Source organism: Ralstonia pickettii (assembly GCF_001699815.1).
Classification (GTDB): Bacteria; Pseudomonadota; Gammaproteobacteria; order Burkholderiales; family Burkholderiaceae; genus Ralstonia; species Ralstonia thomasii.
Genome location: NZ_MCGB01000077.1, coordinates 15035 through 34973, shown reverse-complemented (window position 1 = coordinate 34973; position 19939 = coordinate 15035). Strand labels below are relative to the sequence as shown.

Here is a 19939-nt window from a genome sequence, read left to right as displayed (position 1 = left end):
GCCTCCTGCCAGTTCGGCAAACCCAGCGCCACACCCGCCCACCGGCGTTTCCACCATGATCCAGCAAGCCCTGCTTTCCGTTTCCGACAAGACCGGCATCGTCGACTTTGCCCGTGCCCTGCACGAGCGCGGCGTCAAGCTCCTCTCCACCGGCGGCACCGCCAAGCTGCTCGCCGAGTCCAGCCTGCCCGTGACGGAAGTGGCGGACTACACCGGCTTTCCGGAAATGCTCGACGGCCGCGTCAAGACGCTGCACCCGAAGGTGCACGGCGGCATCCTGGCCCGTCGCGACCTGCCCGAGCACATGGCCGCACTGTCCGAACACAGCATCCCGACCATCGACCTTCTGGTGGTGAACCTGTACCCGTTCCAGCAGACGGTGGCCAAGGACGAATGCTCGCTGGCCGACGCCATCGAGAACATCGACATCGGCGGCCCGACCATGCTGCGCTCGGCGGCCAAGAACCACCGCGATGTGACAGTCATCGTTGACCCGGCCGACTACGCCACCGTGCTGGCCGAAATGCAGGCCAACAACAACACGGTCGGCTACGAAACCAACTTCATGCTGGCCAAGAAGGTGTTCGCGCACACCGCGCAGTACGACGGCGCCATCACCAACTACCTGACGAGCCTCGGCGCCGACAAGTCGCACAGCACGCGCAGCGCCTATCCGCAGACGCTGAACCTCGCCTTCGACAAGGTGCAGGAGATGCGTTACGGCGAAAACCCGCATCAGTCCGCCGCGTTCTACCGCGACCTGAAAGCCGTCGACGGCGCGCTCGCCAATTACAAGCAACTGCAGGGCAAGGAGCTGTCGTACAACAACATCGCCGACGCCGATGCCGCGTGGGAATGCGTGAAGTCGTTCGATGCGGCCCACGGCGCTGCATGCGTCATCATCAAGCACGCCAACCCGTGCGGCGTGGCCATCGGCGGCACCGCGCAGGAAGCGTATGAGAAGGCCTTCAAGACCGACTCGACCTCGGCCTTCGGCGGCATCATCGCCTTCAACGTGCCGCTGGATGAAGCAGCCGCACAGGTGGTGGCCAAGCAGTTCGTGGAAGTGCTGATCGCCCCGGGCTTCTCGGAAGGCGCACGTGCCGTGTTCGCCGCCAAGCAAAACGTGCGTGTGCTGGAGATTCCGTTGGGCAAGGGCGTGAATGCGTACGACTTCAAGCGCGTTGGCGGCGGCCTGCTGGTGCAGAGCCCGGACGCCAAGAACGTGCAGCCGAGCGAGCTGCGCGTGGTTACCAAGCGCCACCCCACGCCAAAGGAAATGGACGACCTGATGTTTGCCTGGCGCGTCGCCAAGTTCGTCAAGTCCAACGCCATCGTGTTCTGCGGCGGCGGCATGACGCTGGGTGTGGGCGCCGGCCAGATGAGCCGTGTGGACTCGGCCCGCATCGCCAGCATCAAGGCACAGAACGCAGGCCTGACGCTGGCCGGTTCGGCTGTGGCATCGGATGCGTTCTTCCCGTTTCGCGACGGCCTGGACGTGGTGGTCGATGCTGGCGCCTCGTGCGTGATCCAGCCGGGCGGCTCGGTACGCGACGATGAAGTGATCGCCGCCGCCGACGAACGCAACGTGGCGATGATCTTCACGGGCACGCGCCACTTCCGCCACTAAGCAACATCGTCCACGCGACGAACGAACGGGGCAAGGCGTAAACTGGCGCCTTGCCCCGTTTCCATTTCTGCCCACTTCCTTCATGCGCATCCTCGGCATCGATCCCGGCCTTCGCACCACGGGTTTCGGCGTGCTCGAACGGCACGGCCACAAGCTCGTCTACGTGGCCTCGGGCACGATCAAGAGCAACGGCAATGCCGACCTGCCCAGCCGCCTGAAGACGCTGTATGACGGCGTGTCCGAACTGGTGAGCACATACCGGCCGGACTGCGCTTCCATCGAAAAGGTGTTCGTCAACGTCAACCCGCAATCGACGCTGCTGCTGGGCCAAGCCCGCGGCGCGGTGATCTGCGGCCTGATGAGCGGCAACCTGCCCGTGTTCGAGTACACCGCGCTACAACTGAAGCAGGCCGTGGTCGGCTATGGCCGCGCCAACAAGGATCAGGTGCAGGAGATGGTCGTGCGCCTGCTCAACCTCGAGGGCAAACCCGGCGCGGACGCATCCGACGCCCTGGGCGTGGCGATCTGCCATGCGCACGGCGGCGAGACGCTGGCCGCCATGGCCGGTCTGGCGCCACAGCTTGCGCAAAAGGGGCTGCGCGTGCGGCGCGGCCGCCTCGTCGGCTGACAGGATTCTTGAAGCCCGCAGGTAGCGGCATCCGGGCACGGCGACTACCATGCGGGTACCCGTATTCAGGAGCCCCCGATGCCTCGCCGCCTCATCCTGCCGAGCCTGCTGATCTTGAGTACGTCCGTCGCCCTCTACGCCTGCCGGCTGGAGTACCACCACGGCAGCGGTGGCGGTGGCAACACCACGCCCATCGCCACCATCCAGGTGATCGGCCATCGCGGTGCCTCCGCATTGCGACCGGAGCACACGCTGGCCTCGTACCAGAAAGCCATCGACGACGGCGCGGACATCATCGAGCCGGATCTCGTCTCCACCAAAGACGGCGTGCTGGTTGCGCGCCACGAGAACGAGATCTCCGGCACGACCAACGTGGCCGACGTGGCAGCGTTTGCCGGGCGCAAGACCACCAAGACGATCGACGGCCAGAGCGTCACGGGCTGGTTCACCGAAGACTTCACGCTTGGAGAACTGAAAACGCTGCGCGCACGCGAGCGCATCCCGAACATCCGCCCCGACAACGTCGCCTACAACGACCAGTTCGACATCCCCACACTCGACGAGATCATCGCGCTGGCGCGGGACCAATCCGCCAAGCTCGGCCGCAACATCGGCATCTATCCGGAGACGAAGCACCCGACGTACTTCCAGTCGATCGGCCTGCCGCTGGAAGACCGGCTGATCGACGGCCTGCGCCGTGACGCGTTCACGGCCAGCCGCACGACGGTCTACATCCAGTCGTTCGAGGTGGCCAATCTCAAGGCCATTCGCAACAAGATCGGCGGCAGCCAACCGAACTGGAAACTCGTACAGCTGATGGGCACATCCGGCCGACAGCCCTACGATTTTGTGGTCGCCAAAGACAGCCGTACCTTCGGCGACATGATGACGAGCCAAGGCATGCGCGACATCGCCGCATACGCCAACGGCGTCGGCCCGGACAAGAGCAGCATCATGGGCCTGGATGCGAACGGCAAGCTGACCGATCCGACCGACCTGATCCGCAACGCGCACAACGCCGGGCTGGTGGTCCATCCATATACGTTCCGCCCCGAGAACACCTTCCTGCCGCCGTCGCTGCGCAGCGGTGCGGACAACACGCGCAACGTCAACGGCTCGATCACGGAGATCCAGGCGTTCCTGCGCGCGGGCGTCGATGGCTTCTTTACCGACGATCCGGCGGTCGGGCGGCAAGCCGTGTCGACCTTCAAGCGCTAGTCTTCGCGCATCGGAACCGTAGCGAGCGGCCGAGCCTGGATCGGGCCGCGCAGTAGGTTTGGGCTACACTGCGTCCCGTTTTGGAGGAGGAACCCCACCCATGATCGGACGCATCGCCGGGACGCTGATCGAAAAGAACCCGCCGCATCTGCTGGTCGATTGCCACGGCGTCGGCTACGAGATCGACGTGCCGATGAGCACGTTCTATAACCTGCCCGCCACCGGCGAGAAGGTCGTCCTGCTCACGCAGCAGATCGTGCGCGAGGATGCGCACCTGCTCTACGGTTTCGGCACCGCCGCGGAGCGCGAAACCTTCCGCCAACTCATCAAGATTTCGGGCATCGGCGCGCGCATCGCGCTGGCGGTGCTGTCGGGCATGTCGGTGGCCGAACTCGCGCAGGCCGTCACGCTGCAGGAAGCCGGGCGGCTGACGCGCATCCCGGGCATCGGTAAGAAGACGGCCGAGCGCCTGCTGCTCGAACTCAAGGGCAAGCTCGGCGCCGACCTGGGTACGGTGCCCGGCGGCCCAGCCGTCTCGGACGACGCGGTCGACGTGCTCAACGCCCTGCTGGCACTAGGGTATTCCGACAAGGAAGCGGCGCTCGCCATCAAGCAGGTGCCGGCCGGCACGGGCGTGTCCGAGGGAATCAAGCTGGCGCTCAAGGCGCTGTCCAAGGGCTGACGCCCGGGCGCGGCAAGACGGTAGAATGGCCTGCTCGCGCCTTTCCGGCGCCGTCTGCCCGTCATGATCGAAACCGACAAGCTCGCCGCCAAGGCTGTCTCTGCTGAGCGCATCATCTCAGCCTCCCCCGCCTCCCCCAATGAGGAGGCGTTCGAGCGCGCGCTGCGCCCCAAGCTGCTCGACGAATACGTCGGTCAGGAAAAGGTGCGCGGCCAGCTCGACATCTTCATGACCGCGGCCAAGAACCGCAGCGAAGCGCTGGACCATGTGCTGCTGTTCGGCCCGCCGGGTCTCGGCAAGACGACGCTGGCGCACATCATCGCGCGCGAAATGGGCGTCAACCTGCGCCAGACTTCCGGCCCCGTGCTGGAGCGCCCGGGCGATCTGGCTGCACTGCTGACCAACCTCGAAGCCAACGACGTCCTCTTCATCGACGAGATTCACCGGCTCTCGCCCGTGGTGGAAGAAATTCTGTACCCGGCGCTGGAGGACTACCAGATCGACATCATGATCGGCGAGGGCCCGGCGGCGCGCTCGGTCAAGCTTGATCTGCAGCCCTTTACGCTCGTGGGCGCCACCACGCGCGCCGGCATGCTGACCAACCCGCTGCGCGATCGCTTCGGGATCGTCGCGCGGCTGGAGTTCTATACGCCTGCCGAACTGGCAAAGATCGTCACGCGCTCATCAGGCCTGCTGAACGCCCACATCGTGGACGAGGGGGCGCTGGAAATTGCAAAGCGCTCGCGCGGCACGCCCCGTATCGCCAACCGTCTGCTACGTCGCGTGCGCGACTTCGCCGAAGTCAAGGCCGACGGCATCATCACCCGCGAAGTCGCCGATGCCGCCCTCGCCATGCTCGACGTGGACGCGGTCGGCTTCGACCTGATGGACCGCAAGCTGCTCGAGGCGATCCTGCACAAGTTCAACGGCGGCCCGGTCGGCATCGACAACCTGGCCGCCGCCATCGGCGAAGAGCGCGACACGATCGAAGACGTGCTCGAGCCCTACCTGATCCAGCAAGGCTACCTGCAGCGCACGCCACGCGGCCGCGTGGCCACGGCTTCGGCATACCAGCACTTCGGGCTGGGCGCTCCCAAGAGCGGCCCGGTGCGGGACCTCTGGGACGACAACCAATAACCCCCGCGCGCCCCGACATGTCTGCCGCCCCGCACCACCCGAACCGCACGTTCCGATACTACGACTTCATCATGGCGGCCTTCGTCACAGTGCTGCTGTGCTCGAACCTGATCGGCGCGTCCAAGGCGGCGCAGGTCACGTTGCCGGTGCTCGGATCGGTCACCTTCGGCGCTGGCGTGCTGTTCTTTCCAATTTCCTACATCTTCGGCGACATCCTCACCGAGGTGTACGGTTACGGGCGTGATCGGCGCGTGGTGTGGGCGGGCTTTGCCGCACTGATCTTTGCGTCGTTCATGTCGCTGGTCGTGCTGGCGCTACCGGTGGCGCCCTTCATGGCCGGTTATCAGAGGAGCCTGAACGACGTGTTCGGCAACACGCCGCGCATCGTCGCCGGGTCGCTCATTGCGTTCTGGTGTGGCAGCTTCGCCAACAGCTACACGCTGGCGAAGATGAAGATCGCGACGGAAGGAAAATGGCTGTGGACGCGCATCGTCGGATCCACCGTGGTGGGCGAGGCGGTCGATTCGTCGCTGTTCTACGTGATCGCCTTCTACGGCATCTGGCCCCACGAACAGGTGCTGCGTGTCGCCATTGCGCAATACATCCTCAAGACTGGCTGGGAAATCGTCGCAACGCCGCTCACCTACCGCGTCGTCGCCTTCCTCAAGCGCGCCGAGAACGAGGATTACTACGACCGCGACACCAACTTCACGCCGTTCCGGCTGAAGGTTTAAGGAACACGGCGGTCCACTTCGTCGAGCACCAGCAAATCCAGGTGCGCGACATCCCCCCATTGCAACACGGTCAGTTGATGACCATCGGATGAAAGCCGGTTGATGCTCGCGTTGCGCAGCTCGTGCTGGCGCGGCTCGGTGAGCGTCATGGCGTTGGCGTGGCGGTACAGGCAATCGAGCACGCCGCCGTGGCTGACCAGCGCGATGCGCTCGCCGGGGTGGCGACGGATCAGCCGGAGCGCAGTCTCGACCGCACGTTCGTGGAATTCAGTGAGGGTCTCGCCGCCGGGCGGGGCAAATTCGGGCACGCGGTTCTGCCAGGCATCAAAGTCGTCCGGATGCCGTGCGGCAACTTCGGCGTAGGTCAGACCTTCGAACTGGCCGTAGCAGCGCTCGCGCAAACCGGCGTCGTCGCGCACGGGCACGCCCACTTCATCTGCCAGCGCCCGCGCCGTCTGCCTGGCGCGCGACAGATCGCTCGCATAGACCGCATCGAACCGCTCGCGCGCGAGTGCCTTGCCCAACTGCGCAGCCTGCTCCAGCCCTTGCGTGTTCAGCGGCACGTCGAGTTGGCCTTGCAGGCGCCGTTCACGGTTCCAGTCGGTCTCGCCGTGGCGGATGAGCACGATGTGGGTGATCTGCAGCATCGGCAGGGGGATGGCGGCGGCGCGTGGCATCTCAGGGTTCCTGGACGAATCAGACAGATTTGGCCGCTTCCGGCGCGGCAGTCTTGGCAACAGATGCTGCGGCTTGCGGCGCAATCTGCAGCCAGAACGTGACCGGGCCATCGTTGACGAGCGACACCTTCATGTCGGCGCCAAACTCGCCGGTTGCCACGATGGGATGCTGGGCACGCGCGCGCGCCACGAAGTGTTCGTACAGGCGGCGCCCATCTTCCGGCGCAGCAGCGGGCGTGAAGCTCGGCCGTGTGCCAGACTTGGTATCGGCCGCCAGCGTGAACTGCGATACGACCAGCAAGCCGCCCGCCTGCCCGTTGCCGTCGATGTTGCGCACGGGCAGGTTCATCTTGCCCTGCGCGTCGGAGAACACGCGATAGTTCAGCAGCTTCTCCAGCAGACGATCGGCTCGGCGGCGGTGTCCCCACGTTCTGCACAGACCAGTGCGAGCAAACCCGGGCCGATCTCGCCGACGACGCGGCCGTCCACACGGACCGCCGCCTCGGACACACGCTGGATCAGCCCAATCACTTCAGCACCACGCGCGCAAAGCGACGCTTGCCGACCTGCATCACGAAGGTGCCGGCGTCGACCTTCAGGCCCTTGTCGCTGATGACGGTGCCGTCGATCTTCACGCCGCCCTGCTCGATGTTGCGGTTGGCGTCCGACGTGGACGGGCAGAGCCCAGCCTGCTTGAGCAGTTGTGCAATACCCAGTGGTGCGCCCGACAGCTCGATCTGCGGAATGTCGTCCGGCACACCGCCGCGGGCACGGTGGTTGAAATCTTCCAGTGCGCGCTCGGCATCGGCCTGGCTGTGGAAGCGGGCAACGATCTCCTGCGCCAGCATCACCTTGCAATCGCGCGGGTTGCGGCCCAGCGCGATCTCTTGCTTCATCAGGTCGATCTCGGCCAGCGGGCGGAACGACAGCAGCGTGTAGTACGTCCACATCAGGTCATCGGAGATGCTCATCAGCTTGCCGAACATCTCGTTGGGCGCCTCGCTGATACCGACGTAGTTGCCCTTGGACTTGGACATCTTCTCGACGCCGTCCAGGCCCACCAGCAGCGGCATCGTCAGGATGCACTGCGGCTCCTGGCCGTATTCCTTCTGCAGTTCGCGGCCGACCAGCAGGTTGAACTTCTGATCGGTGCCGCCCAGTTCCAGATCCGATTTGAGCGCGACCGAGTCATAGCCCTGCATCAGCGGGTAGAGGAATTCGTGCACCGAGATCGGCACGCCGGCCTTGTAGCGCTTGGTGAAGTCATCGCGCTCCATCATGCGGGCGACGGTGTACTTGGCGGCGAGTTGGATGATGCCGCGCGCGCCCAGCGGGTCGCACCACTCGCTGTTGTAGCGAATTTCGGTCTTGCTCGGGTCCAGCACCATGCTGGCCTGGCGGTAGTACGTCTGCGCGTTGGCTTCGATCTGCTCGCGCGTCAGCGGCGGGCGCGTGGCGTTGCGGCCGGACGGGTCACCAATGGTCGACGTGAAGTCGCCGATCAGGAAGATCACCTGATGCCCTAGGTCCTGCAACTGGCGCATCTTGTTGAGCACCACCGTGTGGCCGATGTGGATGTCAGGGGCCGTGGGATCGAGGCCCAGCTTGATGCGCAGGGGTACGCCGGTGGCAGCGCTCTTGGCCAGCTTCTGCTCCCACTCGGCGGCGATCAGCAGTTCGTCGCAGCCGCGCAGCGAGACTTCCATCGCGTGCGCCACCTCCGGGGTGACCGGATACTTGAGTGTGCCCGGCGTGGCGTTGTCGGAAGCGGCGGGAGTGGCAGATGCAGTCATGGCAAAAGGAAAGGTCACCGCGCCGCACGTGGAAAACGGCGCGAACGGATCAACAATCAGGGAAACGGTGCGTGCACGATAGCCGACATCGATTCAGGCGTGCCGGCCGCGCGATCCGGGGATTTTACCGTGATGTGTCCATTTGGCCTGCCATTGCGCTGGTAAGCTGTCGCGCATGAGCCATCCCAACCCCACCGCACTCCCCGCCGATCGCTATATCGGCTTGATGTCGGGCACCAGCCTGGACGGCGTCGATGGCGTGCTGGCGGACTTTTCCGGCGAACACCCGGCCGTCCTCGCCGACGCCTACGTACCCTTCTCGCCCGAACTGCGCCAGCGCTTTCTGGACCTGCAGCACGCCGGCCACGACGAGATCCATCGCGAGGCGTTGGCCGCCAACGCGCTGGCCATGATCTACGCCGAATGCGTCGCCCGGCTGCTTGCGTCCACCGGCCTGGCCGCGCACGATGTACAGGCCATCGGCGCCCATGGGCAAACGATTCGTCATCAGCCCGGCACGCATGATGGCATCGGCTACACGCGCCAGACCCAGCACCCCGCGGTATTGGCTGAACGCACCGGCATCGACGTCATTGCCGATTTCCGTAGCCGAGACATCGCGGCCGGCGGCCAAGGCGCACCGCTCGTACCGGCGCTGCATCGCGCGCTGTTCGGCCTGCCGGATGCATGGCGCGTGGTATGCAACATTGGCGGCATCGCCAACCTCACGGTCTTGCCGCCGCAAACTTCCGACACGCGCGACGCCGTACTTGGCTTCGACTGCGGCCCCGGCAACGCGCTGATGGATTATTGGGTCCATACGCACCGCGACAGCCCGTACGACGCCGACGGCGCGTGGGCCCGCAGCGGACGCGTCGGCGAAGCCCTGCTCGAGCGCCTGAAGGCCGAGCCGTTCTTTGCGGCGCCCCCGCCTAAGAGCACCGGCCGCGATCTGTTCAACCCGGCGTGGCTGCAACAAGCCCTCGGCGATGCGCTGAACACCGCCCGCCCTGAAGATGTTCAAGCCACGCTGCTCGCCCTCACTGCTGACACCATCACCGATGCCGTACGTGCGCATGCGCCGCAGGCAGCGTCACTGCTCGTCTGCGGCGGCGGCGCACGCAATGGCGCGCTGATGGCACGTATCGGGCAACAGTTGCCGGGCGTTAGAGTTGCTCCGACCGATGCGTTCGGCGTGCCCGCGCATCAGGTGGAAGCGCTCGCCTTCGCATGGCTCGCGCGCCAGTGCGTGCTCCGCGCCCACGGCAACCTGCACACCGCGACAGGCGCATCGGGCGCTCGCGTCCTTGGCGCGATCTACCCCGCTTGAGCACCCATTTTGCGGGCAACAAAAAAGCGCACCGAAGTGCGCTTTTTCTTTTAAGCGAGGGAGACGTCAGACCGAGAACGACGAGCCGCAACCACACGTGGTCGAAGCATTCGGGTTCTTGATGACGAATTGCGCGCCGTTGATGTCTTCCTTGTAGTCGATCTCGGCGCCCACCAGATACTGGTAGCTCATCGAGTCGATCAAGAGTGACACGCCATTCTTGGTCATGGTCGTATCGTCTTCGTTGGTCTCTTCGTCAAAGGTGAAGCCGTACTGGAAGCCCGAGCACCCGCCGCCTTGCACGAACACGCGCAGCTTCAACTCCGGGTTGCCTTCCTCTTCAATCAGTTGCTTGACCTTGTCCGCAGCGCTGTCGGTAAAGACCAGCGGAGCCGGAACCTCGTTCACATCGGGCGTGGCTGCCTGCGCGACTGCGTTCATGAAAATCTCCTGTGGGAACGTCTAAAACTTGCCTGTATTTTAAGCGCAAGCTGCAAATCGTGCCGAAGCCCCGCGTTTCAAGTGGGCATTGTGCGGTGCGCCAGCAACGGCCGGCGCGGGATGTGATCAATCCTGGTTGGACGCCAGCTTGAGATTGGGCAGCAACTTCACATCGCCAGGCGTCGCGTGCGTCAACGTGCCCATAACAACGGCACCTTGGTGCATTTCCAGCGCTGCATATTGGACGTTGCCTTCGATGCGCGCCTTCGGCTGCAACTCCAACAGTTCTGCCACGTGCACGGGGCCAACGACCGTGCCGTTCAGGATCAGGTGCCCAACATGCACTTCGCCCTCAACGCGTGCGCTGTCGGTAATCACCAGCATGCTTGGCTTGTCCGGATCGCCGTAAATGTTGCCCTTGATCTCACCGTCGATCCGCAGACCGCCCGAAAAGCGCAGATCCCCCTCCAGCTTGGTACGGGCCCCCAGTAGCGTTTCAATCGCCAGCCCTTTCTTTTTGCCAAACAGCATCGTCGACTCCTCTGTGTACAGATCCTCGACAGGACAATGCCCGTCAGATGGAAAAACTCTGGCTCGCTTTGATCTTGCCGTTCTGCAGCACTTTCACCATCACCGACTGCACCGTGGTGCCCGGGGGCACGTCCACCCAGCCCTCGAGGCGCTGGTAGTGCGTGAGCTTGACGCGGGCGCTGGTGGCGGGTGATCCGCTGGCCGCAGCGCCCGGGAAATCGATCGTAGCAGGTTTGCCAGCCTGCACCACGTTGAGCGTGAGCGCCAATTGCCCCTCGAATTCGGAGACGGGTGCGAACGCCTTGCCCCCGCCCTGCATCAACAGAACGCGGAACCGCATGCGCGTCGGTTGCGCCTCGTCCGGCGCGATGCGGAAGCTGCGCACGTAAATGCCCGCGGAATTGGTGGGCGCGGGCAACAGGCTGTCAAAGAAAGCCAGATCTTCCTTCAACTGCGCGTTTTCGGTTTCCAGCGCCTTGAGTTGCTCGGCCATTTGCGCCTGAGCGCCTTCAGCGATACCCAGACGGGCATCCACGGTGCCGGCGGATGCAGAAAGCTTATCGCGTTCGGCCTGCACGGCGGCCAGCCTGGCGGTCAGCTCGCGGTTCATTGCACGCAAATCGGCGTCGTGCGGACCGGTCAGACGGCGCCCTTCCTCGAAGGCCCACAGCGCCGCTGCGGCCGCAAGCCCAAGTACCACTGCAACCAGCAACACCGTCACCGGCCAAGGCAGACGCGAACGTACTGTGACGTTCGGAGCGAGCACGGAAGCGCGGCGCAACAAGCGACGCGCCTTCATGCGCCCGCCTCCTGACCCGCGTTACGAATCAGAATCGGATTAGGAGAAATAGCGGATTGCATCATACGGGGCGAACGCTAACGAGATGTGAATTGTAGTCCTGCGGACATGTCGGAGCTGTTGCAAAGGGTAAGCAAGGCGCCGAAAACATCACACTGTTTGGTTCGAACGCTCCAAAACAAAAAACCACACCCGAGGGTGTGGTTTTTTGCTGAAGCAGCAGGAAGCGGATTAACGCTTCGAGAACTGCTTGGCGCGGCGGGCCTTGCGCAGACCAACCTTCTTACGCTCGACTTCACGTGCATCGCGCGTCACCAGACCGGCCTTCGACAGGGCGGGCTTGAGCGTCGCATCGTAATCGATCAGGGCGCGAGTGATGCCGTGACGCACAGCACCGGCTTGGCCGGTTTCACCGCCGCCGACCACGTTCACCTTGATGTCGAACGTAGCTGCGTGGTTGGTCAGTTCCAGCGGCTGACGCACGATCATCAGCGAGGTTTCACGAGCGAAGTACTCGTTGATGGCCTTGCCGTTGACGATGATGTCGCCCTTGCCGGACTTGATGAAGACACGTGCCACAGCGCTCTTGCGGCGGCCGGTGCCATAGTTCCAGTTTCCGATCATGGATTAGGCCCCTTAGATTTCCAGCGCTTTCGGCTGCTGAGCTTCGTGCGGATGCGAGCCTTCGGCGTAAACCTTCAGCTTCTTGATCATCGCGTAGCCCAGCGGACCCTTCGGCAGCATGCCCTTCACAGCCTTCTCCAGGGCGCGGCCCGGGAAACGCTGCTGCATCTTGCCAAACGTCGTTTCATAGATACCGCCCGGGTAACCCGAGTGGCGATAGTACTTCTTGTCGGTCGTCTTGGCGCCCGTCACACGCAGCTTGGCTGCGTTGATGACGATGATGAAATCGCCGGTATCGACGTGCGGAGTGAATTCGGGCTTGTGCTTGCCGCGCAGTCGGTGTGCCACTTCGCTGGCGACACGCCCGAGGACCTTGTCCGTCGCGTCAATCACGTACCAATCGCGCTTCACCTCATGGGGCTTTGCGGAAAAGGTCTTCATGATTTTTCCAAATATTGAGTCAGTGCCCGAGTGGACCCGTATCGCGCTGAGAACTTGCGTTCAGACTGCTCACGAACGGATCGTCTTGCGGACGCCTGCGCAACCCCATGCGAGGTCATCGCCGGCCCGCCTTCCCGCTTGTTGGTGCGGGCTCTCTGGATTTCTTTTCCGCGGGCAATCCGGAAAAGATTTCAATTGTACCCCGCGCAGACCTCTTGACACAAGAAAAAGGGGCGCTCGAGTCGAGTGGACGAAAAAAAACCCAAGCCATCAAGCTTGGGTTTGAATCCACCAAAGGAGGAGGGTGGAGGAGACACCTGCTGATCGTTGACTTGGTGGGTTGCACCGCATCAGCCGATCCAATGGTGCGAATTATACCCATTTCTGGGGCATGCGCAAGGCAATTTGCACTACGAAATCTAATTTCGTAATGTGAAAAGCAAATGAGATCAGGGAAAACAGGTAAATTCCTATATGCATCAATACCTTGCGTTCATTTCCTGCGAAGCAGATTGCTGTTCACTAGAGATATTCTTCCAATTTCGGCGCGATTTCGGTGCAGAAGTCGCGGGTTGCACCTTTTCGCACGGGCATCACTGTCAAGCCGCGTTCACCCTAGGGGGGCCAACGCAGGCGAGGGCCGATGGCTACAATGTGGCTTTTCGTCGGCGCTGGCCGACCCTCTGCACAAGGATTGGACATGGATTGCACTGTGAGCTGGACCGGCCCGGATGGCATGGCCTTTTTGGCGGAAACCGGCAGCGGCCACCTCGTCACGATGGATGGGGCCCCGGACGGCGGTGGCCGCAACCTCGCACCGCGCCCGATGGAAATGGTCTTACTGGGCACCGGTGGCTGCACCGCCTATGACGTGGTGCTGATCCTGAAGCGGGGTCGCCAGGACGTGCAAGGCTGCAGCGTCAAGCTGCACGCCGACCGCGCCGAGACCGATCCGAAGGTCTTCACGCGCATCCACTTCACCTTCACGGTGACGGGACGCAACCTGAAGCGGGAAACGGTAGAGCGTGCCGTGCAGCTGTCGCACGAGAAATACTGCTCGGCATCGATCATGCTGGCCAAGACGGCCGAGATCACGCACTCGTTGGAACTGGTGGACCTGGCCACCCAGCCGACGGCATCGGAATAAATAAGAAGCGAAGCGGACCGATAAGCCGGATTCTGTGCGCCGCGTGGCCGAAACCAGCGGCGTGACAACCATTCCTCTAGACCGGCTGTTGCCAGCCGGCTCAAGCTCCCTACCCGCAGACTCAGCGAGCCGCTTCATCGCCTGCTTACTTGGGATTGCTCCGGGTGGAGGTTACCGCGTTTCACCCTTCGCCCTGGCCGAAGCCCGGGCGAAGACTCGTCTCTGTGGCCCTATTCCGCACGTCACCGTGGATGGTCGTTAGCCATCACCCTGCTCTATGGAGTCCGGACTTTCCTCCCCTTCCGCTCGCACGAGGCGGCGAAAGCAGCGATTGTCTGGTCCGCTTCGCGAGGCGCGAGTCTAGCACTGTTCAGGTACGAAGCGCCGCCGGCCGAGCCGAAAGACCGTCGTATCCAGATAGAAGCCGGCGTCTTCATTGGCATTGCACCAACCGGGTATACCCATGACGGGCAACGGGCGGAAATGGCGGGGCGCGAGATCGGCGTGCAGCAGCGTCTCGGCCAGTGCAGCGTCGAGCGAGGGGCGCTCCGCCGGCAACGCAGCCACGCGCACCGGCCACGCATGGGCCGTGATCGACTTGTAAGGCGCGACCAGCTTTTCCAATACCGCATGGCCGAACGGCAGAACCGCGCACGTTGCGCCCCACGTTGCCCTGCCCTCGACGAACAAGCCGCGCCAGTCGAACCCGGTCAGATAGCGCTCCGGCGCGTCTTGGGTGTGCAGGAAGATCAGGGCGTTTTCGTCGAACAACGTGGCGGCATCGCGGACGGTGCCGCGTGCCGTGCCAATCCCGTCCTGCGTAATCGCCCGCGCCTGACGCGCGTTGAGCGCCGCTTTGGCACGCGGCCAATGCAGCCAGATCAGGGCGTTGAAAAAGTCGTGGAGATTGTCCCGCGTCGGCACCTCGCCGGTGGCGGCGATGTTTGCTTCATAAGCGGTGCCGGCCGGCAGTGCATCTTGCGGGACGAAGCGCACGGCATGGCCGCTGCACGTGCGGATCGCTTGAGCCGCCGGCTGTGCATTCAGTGCGTCTCGAAGATCGGCGCCGCGCGCGATAGCGTCTGCGAGCGGCGCGCCGACTGCAGCGAGCGGTGCGAACGCCGGATGGCCCCAGTCGATCGCACCGAGATCAGCGGCCACCAACTCAGACAGACTTCCAGCGCAGCATCTCGCCGCCACGCAACGGCACCAGCGTCTGCTCGCCAAACGGGACTTCGGCGGGAAGCTGCCATTGCGAGCGCGTAAGCGTGAGCGTGCCGGCGTTGCGCGGCAGGCCGTAGAAGTCCGGCCCGTGGAGGCTCGCGAAACCTTCGAGCTTGTCGAGCGCGTTGGCGTCTTCAAAGGCCTCGGCGTACAGCTCCATCGCGTGCAGCGCGGTGTAGCAGCCGGCGCAGCCGCAAGCGTGTTCCTTCACACCCTTGGCGTGCGGTGCGCTGTCGGTACCGAGGAAGAAGCGCGGGTGGCCCGAGGTGGCCGCTGCCACCAGCGCCAGGCGGTGCGTTTCACGCTTGAGCACCGGCAGGCAGTAGTAATGCGGGCGGATGCCGCCGACGAACAGCGCATTGCGGTTGTACAGCAGATGATGCGCGGTGATGGTTGCGCCAACCGGGCCTTCCGCATCGCGCACGTATTCGGCGGCATGCTTGGTGGTGATGTGCTCGAACACGACCTTGAGCGCGGGGAAATCGCGGCGCAGCGGCAGCATCACGGTGTCGATGAAGACCGCCTCGCGATCGAAGATGTCGACGGTCGGGTCCGTCACCTCGCCGTGCACGAGCAGCGGCATGCCGACTTCCTGCATCGCTTCGAGCGTCTTGGCGCAGCGGCGCAGGTCGGTCACGCCGGCATCGCTGTTGGTGGTGGCACCGGCCGGATACAGCTTCACGCCATGGATGAAACCGCTGGCGCGGGCCTCCCGGATGACCTCAGGCGAAGTGTTGTCGGTCAGGTACAGCGTCATCAGCGGCTCGAACTGCGTGCCTGCGGGCAACGCGGCGAGGATGCGCTCGCGGTAGGCGCGTGCCTGGGCGGTGGTGGTCACCGGCGGCTTGAGGTTAGGCATGATGATCGCCCGGCCGAACTGGCGCGCGGTGTCGCCCACCACATCGGCGAGCGCATCGCCGTCGCGCAGGTGCAGGTGCCAGTCATCGGGGCGGACGATCGTAAGAGTGTCGGTCATGGTGCGTGCGGAAGCGGTCAGCAAAAACGTGAATCAGAGAATGAGGATGACGCGGTAGTCGTTGACGTTGGTGCGCGTCGGGCCGGTGACGATCAAGTCATCGGCGGCAGCAAAGAAACCGTAGGCGTCGTGTGCATCGAGCGCGGCGCGGGCGGCAACGCCCTTGGCGGCGGCGCGCGCGATGGAGCCGGGGTCAAGCAGCGCACCCGCATTGTCCTCCGATCCATCGATGCCGTCTGTATCGGCGGCCAGTGCGTAGATATCACCCATGTCTTCGAGCGTGACACCGAGCGAGAGCAGGAACTCCGCGCAGCGCCCGCCGCGGCCGCCGGTCACGCCCGGCGGAATCGTCACCGTGCATTCGCCACCGGAGATGAGTGCCACCGGCGCCACAAACGGCGTGCCGTGCTGGCGCACCTGCCTCGCCAGCGCGCCGTACACCTGGGCGACCTCACGCGCCTCGCCGGTCACCGTGTCGCCGAGGATGGCGGTGTGGATGCCACGCGTCGCAAATACCTGCGCGCCGGCCTGCAAACTCTGTTGCGCAGTGGCGATGACGTGGTTGGTCACGCGTGCAAAACAGGCGTCGCCGGGTTTGGGCGTTTCGGCAATCTCGCCGCGTGCGCCACGTTCGAGGTGCGCGTGCACGGTATCGGGTATCTGCGCACCCCAACGCTTGATGATGGCCAGCGCATCGGCGTAGGTGCTCGCATCCGGCACGGTCGGGCCGCTGGCAATGGCGCTTGGATCGTCGCCCGCCACGTCGGAGACGATCAGCGTCGTGGCCGGCGCGCGCGAAGCGGCGGCAAGCCGCCCGCCTTGAATGCGCGACAAATGCTTGCGCACGATGTTCATGTCGGTGATCGGAGCGCCGCAGCGCAGCAACTCGCGCGTCACGTCTTTCAGATCGCCCATCGGGATGCCCTCGGCGGGCAACGACAGCAGGCTGGAGCCGCCACCCGAAACCAGCACGATCAGGCGGTCGCGCTCGGTGAGCGCGCAAACCCGATCCAGGATTTCCTGCGCCGCCTGTTCGCCCGCCTCGTCCGGCACCGGGTGTCCGGCTTCGATAACGCGGATGTGCTCGGTCGGCAGGCCATGCGCATAACGCGTGATGACCAGGCCTTCGATCTTTGCGCGGCCGGCATAGGCCTGCTCGACGGCCAGCGCCATCGAGGCAGCCGCCTTGCCGGCGCCGACCACGAGCGTCTTGCCGCCGGCATGCGGCGGGGGGAGGAAGTCAGCGACGATCTTCAGTGGGTCCGCCGCGCCCACGGCGGCGGCGTAGCTCTCCAGCAGGAGGGCACGGGCGGCGGTGCGATCGAGCTTCATGGGGATGACGTCCGGTGTGGGCAATCTGGGGGCGATGGTGTGCGGCATGTGCGCAACGCCCGGCAGCGGGGCGCGGCGCCGTGAAGACGAAGGCGCTTGGCACCCCCGGCAGCCGGCAGGATAATGGTTATTTTATTGCATCCGACTTTTCCCCTACCATGTGCCAGCTGCTGGGCATGAACTGCGCCGAACCGACCGATGTGACGTTCTCGTTCACCGGGTTCGCCGCGCGCGGTGGCGTCACCGACCACCATGCCGACGGCTTTGGCGTCGCCTTCTTCGAAGACAAGGCCTGCCGCCTGTTCATCGACAATCAGTCGGCCGGCACCTCGCCGGTGGCGGAACTGGTCAAGCGCTACCCGATCAAGTCCAAGAACGTCATCTCGCACATCCGCAAGGCGACGCAGGGCACGGTGCGGCTGGAAAACTGCCACCCGTTCATGCGGGAGCTGTGGGGCCGGCATTGGATCTTTGCGCACAACGGCGACCTGAAGAACTTCTCGCCGTTTCTCTCGGGCGTCTACCAGCCCGTGGGCGATACCGACAGCGAACTCGCCTTCTGTTTCATCATGCAGGCGCTGCGCAAGCGCTTTCCGGGGTCGCAGCCACCGCTTAACGAGCTGTTCTACGCGCTGTCCGACATCACCAAGGAAATCACCCGCTACGGTGTGTTCAATTTCTTGCTCTGCAACGGGCAGGCGCAGTTCGCGCATTGCTCAACGCGGCTGTATTACATCGTGCGGCAGTGGCCGTTCTCGACGGCGCATTTGATCGACGCCGACATGACGATCGACTTCGCCAAATACACCACGCCCGCCGATCGCGTGGCTGTCATCGCCACCGCACCGCTCACCGACAACGAAGTCTGGACGCAATTCGCGCCGGGCGAGCTGCTGATGTTCGAATCGGGCCAAGCCACGATGGCGACCAAGGTGCCGATTCCGGAAGCCGTGCAGATCGCCAACGCGGCCAATACGGCTTGCACCTGACATGATCATCGCCCAACAAAAAGCCGCTCCTGAAAGAGCGGCTTTTTGTTGCCTCCAACCCGGCGCTTAAATCGGTTCACAATCCGTAGCGAGCGGCCCGAGGTTGGTCCGAGAAGCGCAGCCGTACATGGGTACGGCGAGCATCGCAGGGCCAAGATCGGGTCGCGCAGTAGGATCGTGAAGCGATTTTCAGTGCGACAGGATCTTCGACAGGAACTGCTTGGCGCGATCGGAACGCGCGTCGATGTTGCCGAAGAACTCTTCCTTCTCGCAGTCTTCAACGATGCGGCCCTGGTCCATGAAGATCACGCGATTGGCGACCTTGCGAGCGAAGCCCATTTCGTGGGTCACGCACATCATGGTCATGCCTTCCTTGGCCAGCTCCACCATCACGTCGAGCACTTCATTGACCATTTCCGGGTCCAGCGCGGAGGTCGGCTCGTCGAACAGCATGCAGATCGGGTCCATCGACAGCGCACGGGCGATTGCCACCCGCTGCTGCTGACCGCCCGACAGCTGGCCCGGGTACTTGGCAGCGTGCGCCTTCAGACCCACGCGATCCAGATACTTCAGGCCCTTGGCCATGGCCTCTTCTTTCGAGCGGCCCAGCACCTTCTGCTGTGCAATCGTCAGGTTCTCGGTAATCGAGAGGTGCGGAAACAGCTCGAAGTTCTGGAACACCATGCCCACGCGCGAACGCAGCTTCGGCAGGTTGGTGCCCTTGGCGCCGACCGAAGTGCCGTCGACGAAGATTTCGCCCTTCTGGAACGGCTCCAGCGCGTTGACGGTCTTGATCAGCGTGGACTTGCCGGAACCCGACGGGCCGCACACCACCACCACCTCGCTCTTCTTCACGCTGGTGGTGCAGTCGGTCAGCACCTGGAAGCTGCCGTACCACTTGGAAACGTTCTTGATCTCGATCATTGGGTCACCTTCTTCTGAAGTCGCTTCACCAGCACGGAGGCGCCGAAGCAGATCACGAAATAGCACAAGCCGGCAAACAGCAGCAGCTCGACGATACGGCCGTCGCGCTCACCGATGTTGTATGCCTGCGTAAAGAAGTCCGACAGCGCGCTCACATACACCAGCGACGTATCCTGGAACAGGACGATGGCCTGGGTGAGCAGCAACGGAATCATGTTGCGGAATGCCTGCGGCAGGATCACCAGGCGCATGGCCTGGCCGTACGTCATACCCATCGCGTAGGCGGCGAACATCTGCCCGCGCGAGACGCTCTGGATACCGGCGCGGATGATCTCCGAGTAATACGCCGCTTCAAACAGCGCGAAGGCGACCAGCGCGGACGTCATGCGCATGTCGGTGGCCGGCGACAGGTTGAAGATTTTCTGCAGTACCTGCGGCACGATCAGGAAGAACCACAGCAGCACCATCACCAGCGGGATGGACCGGAAGAGGTTCACGTACGCCTGCCCGAACACCTGCAGCGGCTTGATGCCCGACAGGCGCATCATCGCCAGCAGCGTGCCCCACACGATGCCGACCAGGATGGCCGTGCCTGTGATCTCGAGCGAAAGGAGCATGCCCTCGCCGAGCACGCGCATGTTGTCGACGTTGATGGACGAGAAATCGAATTGATAAGCCATGA

General features: G+C 64.0%; 21 protein-coding genes, 1 other RNA gene and 1 pseudogene. 9 read left to right on the top strand and 14 right to left on the bottom strand.

The genetic code is table 11. From position 1 onward, the window contains the following. The first annotated feature begins 55 nt into the window (after window positions 1–55). The 6 genes from purH to BEK68_RS16095 all read left to right on the top strand — a co-directional run bounded on the left by purH (window position 56) and on the right by BEK68_RS16095 (window position 6029). Window positions 56–1630 (top strand): bifunctional phosphoribosylaminoimidazolecarboxamide formyltransferase/IMP cyclohydrolase, encoded by a 1575-nt coding sequence (purH, locus tag BEK68_RS16120; protein WP_009239118.1) that lies wholly within the window; start codon window positions 56–58, stop codon window positions 1628–1630. A gap of 82 nt (window positions 1631–1712) precedes the next feature. Further along, on the top strand, window positions 1713–2258 hold the full coding sequence (gene ruvC / locus BEK68_RS16115) for a crossover junction endodeoxyribonuclease RuvC (protein ID WP_004635567.1): 546 nt from the start codon (window positions 1713–1715) through the stop codon (window positions 2256–2258). A gap of 78 nt (window positions 2259–2336) precedes the next feature. After that, a complete protein-coding gene (locus BEK68_RS16110; protein ID WP_004635569.1) occupies window positions 2337–3476 on the top strand; it encodes a glycerophosphodiester phosphodiesterase in 1140 nt (379 codons plus the stop codon). Between the two features lie 100 nt (window positions 3477–3576). Next, window positions 3577–4158, top strand: a complete 582-nt coding sequence (gene ruvA / locus BEK68_RS16105; protein ID WP_004635578.1) for a Holliday junction branch migration protein RuvA — start codon at window positions 3577–3579, stop codon at window positions 4156–4158. Window positions 4159–4221: 63 nt separating this feature from the next. Continuing rightward, window positions 4222–5295, top strand: a complete 1074-nt coding sequence (ruvB, locus tag BEK68_RS16100; protein WP_004635579.1) for a Holliday junction branch migration DNA helicase RuvB — start codon at window positions 4222–4224, stop codon at window positions 5293–5295. A 17-nt stretch (window positions 5296–5312) separates the two neighbouring features. Continuing rightward, window positions 5313–6029, top strand: a complete 717-nt coding sequence (locus BEK68_RS16095) for a queuosine precursor transporter (protein ID WP_009239119.1) — start codon at window positions 5313–5315, stop codon at window positions 6027–6029. On the opposite strand, the gene BEK68_RS16090 is transcribed toward BEK68_RS16095, so the two are convergent. The 3 genes and pseudogenes from BEK68_RS16090 to tyrS form a co-directional block, all read right to left on the bottom strand. Continuing rightward, the gene (locus tag BEK68_RS16090) at window positions 6026–6706 is read right to left on the bottom strand and encodes a histidine phosphatase family protein (protein WP_009239120.1); all 681 of its coding nucleotides are present in this window, start codon (window positions 6704–6706) and stop codon (window positions 6026–6028) included. The two genes, BEK68_RS16095 and BEK68_RS16090, sit on opposite strands and share 4 nt — an antisense overlap. Window positions 6707–6725: 19 nt before the next feature. Further along, window positions 6726–7237 (bottom strand): annotated as a pseudogene (gene dtd, locus BEK68_RS16085) (D-aminoacyl-tRNA deacylase). After that, the gene (gene tyrS, locus BEK68_RS16080; RefSeq protein WP_004635586.1) at window positions 7234–8499 is read right to left on the bottom strand and encodes a tyrosine--tRNA ligase; all 1266 of its coding nucleotides are present in this window, start codon (window positions 8497–8499) and stop codon (window positions 7234–7236) included. The pseudogene dtd and the gene tyrS overlap by 4 nt, the downstream one beginning before the upstream one ends. Before the next feature lie 175 nt (window positions 8500–8674). Here tyrS and BEK68_RS16075 point away from each other — a divergent pair, with 175 nt between their 5' ends. Next, window positions 8675–9829 (top strand): anhydro-N-acetylmuramic acid kinase, encoded by a 1155-nt coding sequence (locus BEK68_RS16075; RefSeq protein ID WP_009239121.1) that lies wholly within the window; start codon window positions 8675–8677, stop codon window positions 9827–9829. Between the two features lie 66 nt (window positions 9830–9895). Here BEK68_RS16075 and erpA read toward each other — a convergent pair whose 3' ends face one another. From erpA to rplM, 5 genes are all read right to left on the bottom strand, one after another. Then, the gene (gene erpA, locus BEK68_RS16070; RefSeq protein WP_004633183.1) at window positions 9896–10270 is read right to left on the bottom strand and encodes an iron-sulfur cluster insertion protein ErpA; all 375 of its coding nucleotides are present in this window, start codon (window positions 10268–10270) and stop codon (window positions 9896–9898) included. A gap of 126 nt (window positions 10271–10396) precedes the next feature. Continuing rightward, entirely contained in the window at window positions 10397–10801 is a 405-nt protein-coding gene (locus tag BEK68_RS16065; protein ID WP_004633186.1) for a bactofilin family protein, read from the bottom strand. A gap of 43 nt (window positions 10802–10844) precedes the next feature. Then, window positions 10845–11600, bottom strand: a complete 756-nt coding sequence (locus tag BEK68_RS16060; protein WP_004633188.1) for a DUF6776 family protein — start codon at window positions 11598–11600, stop codon at window positions 10845–10847. A 231-nt stretch (window positions 11601–11831) separates the two neighbouring features. Next, window positions 11832–12224, bottom strand: coding sequence for a 30S ribosomal protein S9 (rpsI, locus tag BEK68_RS16055; RefSeq protein WP_004633190.1), 393 nt, complete (start codon window positions 12222–12224; stop codon window positions 11832–11834). A 12-nt stretch (window positions 12225–12236) separates the two neighbouring features. After that, window positions 12237–12665 carry a 50S ribosomal protein L13 gene (gene rplM / locus BEK68_RS16050; RefSeq protein WP_009239122.1) on the bottom strand — a complete coding sequence of 143 codons (429 nt, stop codon included), beginning with the start codon at window positions 12663–12665 and terminating at the stop codon, window positions 12237–12239. A 700-nt stretch (window positions 12666–13365) separates the two neighbouring features. On the opposite strand from rplM, the gene BEK68_RS16045 reads away from it, so the two are divergent. Next, entirely contained in the window at window positions 13366–13812 is a 447-nt protein-coding gene (locus tag BEK68_RS16045; RefSeq protein WP_004633197.1) for an OsmC family protein, read from the top strand. 5 nt (window positions 13813–13817) lie between these two features. On the opposite strand, the gene rnpB is transcribed toward BEK68_RS16045, so the two are convergent. From rnpB to BEK68_RS16025, 4 genes are all read right to left on the bottom strand, one after another. After that, window positions 13818–14159: RNase P RNA component class A (gene rnpB, locus BEK68_RS16040), an RNA gene on the bottom strand. 13 nt (window positions 14160–14172) lie between these two features. Next, the gene (locus tag BEK68_RS16035; protein ID WP_009239123.1) at window positions 14173–14973 is read right to left on the bottom strand and encodes a DUF3025 domain-containing protein; all 801 of its coding nucleotides are present in this window, start codon (window positions 14971–14973) and stop codon (window positions 14173–14175) included. A gap of 4 nt (window positions 14974–14977) precedes the next feature. Further along, complete coding sequence (pyrC, locus tag BEK68_RS16030) at window positions 14978–16012, bottom strand: dihydroorotase (protein WP_004633200.1); 1035 nt, start codon at window positions 16010–16012, stop codon at window positions 14978–14980. 33 nt (window positions 16013–16045) lie between these two features. Next, entirely contained in the window at window positions 16046–17344 is a 1299-nt protein-coding gene (locus tag BEK68_RS16025) for a glycerate kinase type-2 family protein (protein ID WP_009239124.1), read from the bottom strand. A 158-nt stretch (window positions 17345–17502) separates the two neighbouring features. On the opposite strand from BEK68_RS16025, the gene BEK68_RS16020 reads away from it, so the two are divergent. Then, window positions 17503–18333 carry a class II glutamine amidotransferase gene (locus BEK68_RS16020; protein ID WP_004633204.1) on the top strand — a complete coding sequence of 277 codons (831 nt, stop codon included), beginning with the start codon at window positions 17503–17505 and terminating at the stop codon, window positions 18331–18333. 189 nt (window positions 18334–18522) lie between these two features. Here the strand turns inward: BEK68_RS16020 and BEK68_RS16015 are convergent, their stop codons facing one another. Then, window positions 18523–19257: an amino acid ABC transporter ATP-binding protein gene (locus BEK68_RS16015; RefSeq protein ID WP_004633206.1), complete on the bottom strand. Its 735-nt coding sequence runs from the start codon at window positions 19255–19257 to the stop codon at window positions 18523–18525. Then, window positions 19254–19937 carry a glutamate/aspartate ABC transporter permease GltK gene (gltK, locus tag BEK68_RS16010; protein ID WP_004633208.1) on the bottom strand — a complete coding sequence of 228 codons (684 nt, stop codon included), beginning with the start codon at window positions 19935–19937 and terminating at the stop codon, window positions 19254–19256. Before gltK ends, BEK68_RS16015 begins: the two co-directional genes overlap by 4 nt. Between the last annotated feature and the right edge of the window lie 2 nt (window positions 19938–19939).

Excerpts from the sequence above, each read along its gene's own strand:
- BEK68_RS16015 (WP_004633206.1), bottom strand. The coding sequence starts at position 19,257 with ATGATCGAGATCAAGAACGTTTCCAAGTGGTACGGCAGCTTCCAGGTG.
- erpA (WP_004633183.1), bottom strand. The coding sequence starts at position 10,270 with ATGAACGCAGTCGCGCAGGCAGCCACGCCCGATGTGAACGAGGTTCCG.
- BEK68_RS16095 (WP_009239119.1), top strand. The coding sequence starts at position 5,313 with ATGTCTGCCGCCCCGCACCACCCGAACCGCACGTTCCGATACTACGAC.
- ruvA (WP_004635578.1), top strand. The coding sequence starts at position 3,577 with ATGATCGGACGCATCGCCGGGACGCTGATCGAAAAGAACCCGCCGCAT.
- gltK (WP_004633208.1), bottom strand. The coding sequence starts at position 19,937 with ATGGCTTATCAATTCGATTTCTCGTCCATCAACGTCGACAACATGCGC.
- pyrC (WP_004633200.1), bottom strand. The coding sequence starts at position 16,012 with ATGACCGACACTCTTACGATCGTCCGCCCCGATGACTGGCACCTGCAC.
- purH (WP_009239118.1), top strand. The coding sequence starts at position 56 with ATGATCCAGCAAGCCCTGCTTTCCGTTTCCGACAAGACCGGCATCGTC.
- BEK68_RS16110 (WP_004635569.1), top strand. The coding sequence starts at position 2,337 with ATGCCTCGCCGCCTCATCCTGCCGAGCCTGCTGATCTTGAGTACGTCC.
- BEK68_RS16020 (WP_004633204.1), top strand. The coding sequence starts at position 17,503 with ATGTGCCAGCTGCTGGGCATGAACTGCGCCGAACCGACCGATGTGACG.
- rpsI (WP_004633190.1), bottom strand. The coding sequence starts at position 12,224 with ATGATCGGAAACTGGAACTATGGCACCGGCCGCCGCAAGAGCGCTGTG.
- BEK68_RS16065 (WP_004633186.1), bottom strand. The coding sequence starts at position 10,801 with ATGCTGTTTGGCAAAAAGAAAGGGCTGGCGATTGAAACGCTACTGGGG.
- tyrS (WP_004635586.1), bottom strand. The coding sequence starts at position 8,499 with ATGACTGCATCTGCCACTCCCGCCGCTTCCGACAACGCCACGCCGGGC.
- ruvB (WP_004635579.1), top strand. The coding sequence starts at position 4,222 with ATGATCGAAACCGACAAGCTCGCCGCCAAGGCTGTCTCTGCTGAGCGC.
- rplM (WP_009239122.1), bottom strand. The coding sequence starts at position 12,665 with ATGAAGACCTTTTCCGCAAAGCCCCATGAGGTGAAGCGCGATTGGTAC.
- BEK68_RS16075 (WP_009239121.1), top strand. The coding sequence starts at position 8,675 with ATGAGCCATCCCAACCCCACCGCACTCCCCGCCGATCGCTATATCGGC.
- BEK68_RS16045 (WP_004633197.1), top strand. The coding sequence starts at position 13,366 with ATGGATTGCACTGTGAGCTGGACCGGCCCGGATGGCATGGCCTTTTTG.
- BEK68_RS16090 (WP_009239120.1), bottom strand. The coding sequence starts at position 6,706 with ATGCCACGCGCCGCCGCCATCCCCCTGCCGATGCTGCAGATCACCCAC.
- BEK68_RS16060 (WP_004633188.1), bottom strand. The coding sequence starts at position 11,600 with ATGAAGGCGCGTCGCTTGTTGCGCCGCGCTTCCGTGCTCGCTCCGAAC.
- ruvC (WP_004635567.1), top strand. The coding sequence starts at position 1,713 with ATGCGCATCCTCGGCATCGATCCCGGCCTTCGCACCACGGGTTTCGGC.
- BEK68_RS16025 (WP_009239124.1), bottom strand. The coding sequence starts at position 17,344 with ATGAAGCTCGATCGCACCGCCGCCCGTGCCCTCCTGCTGGAGAGCTAC.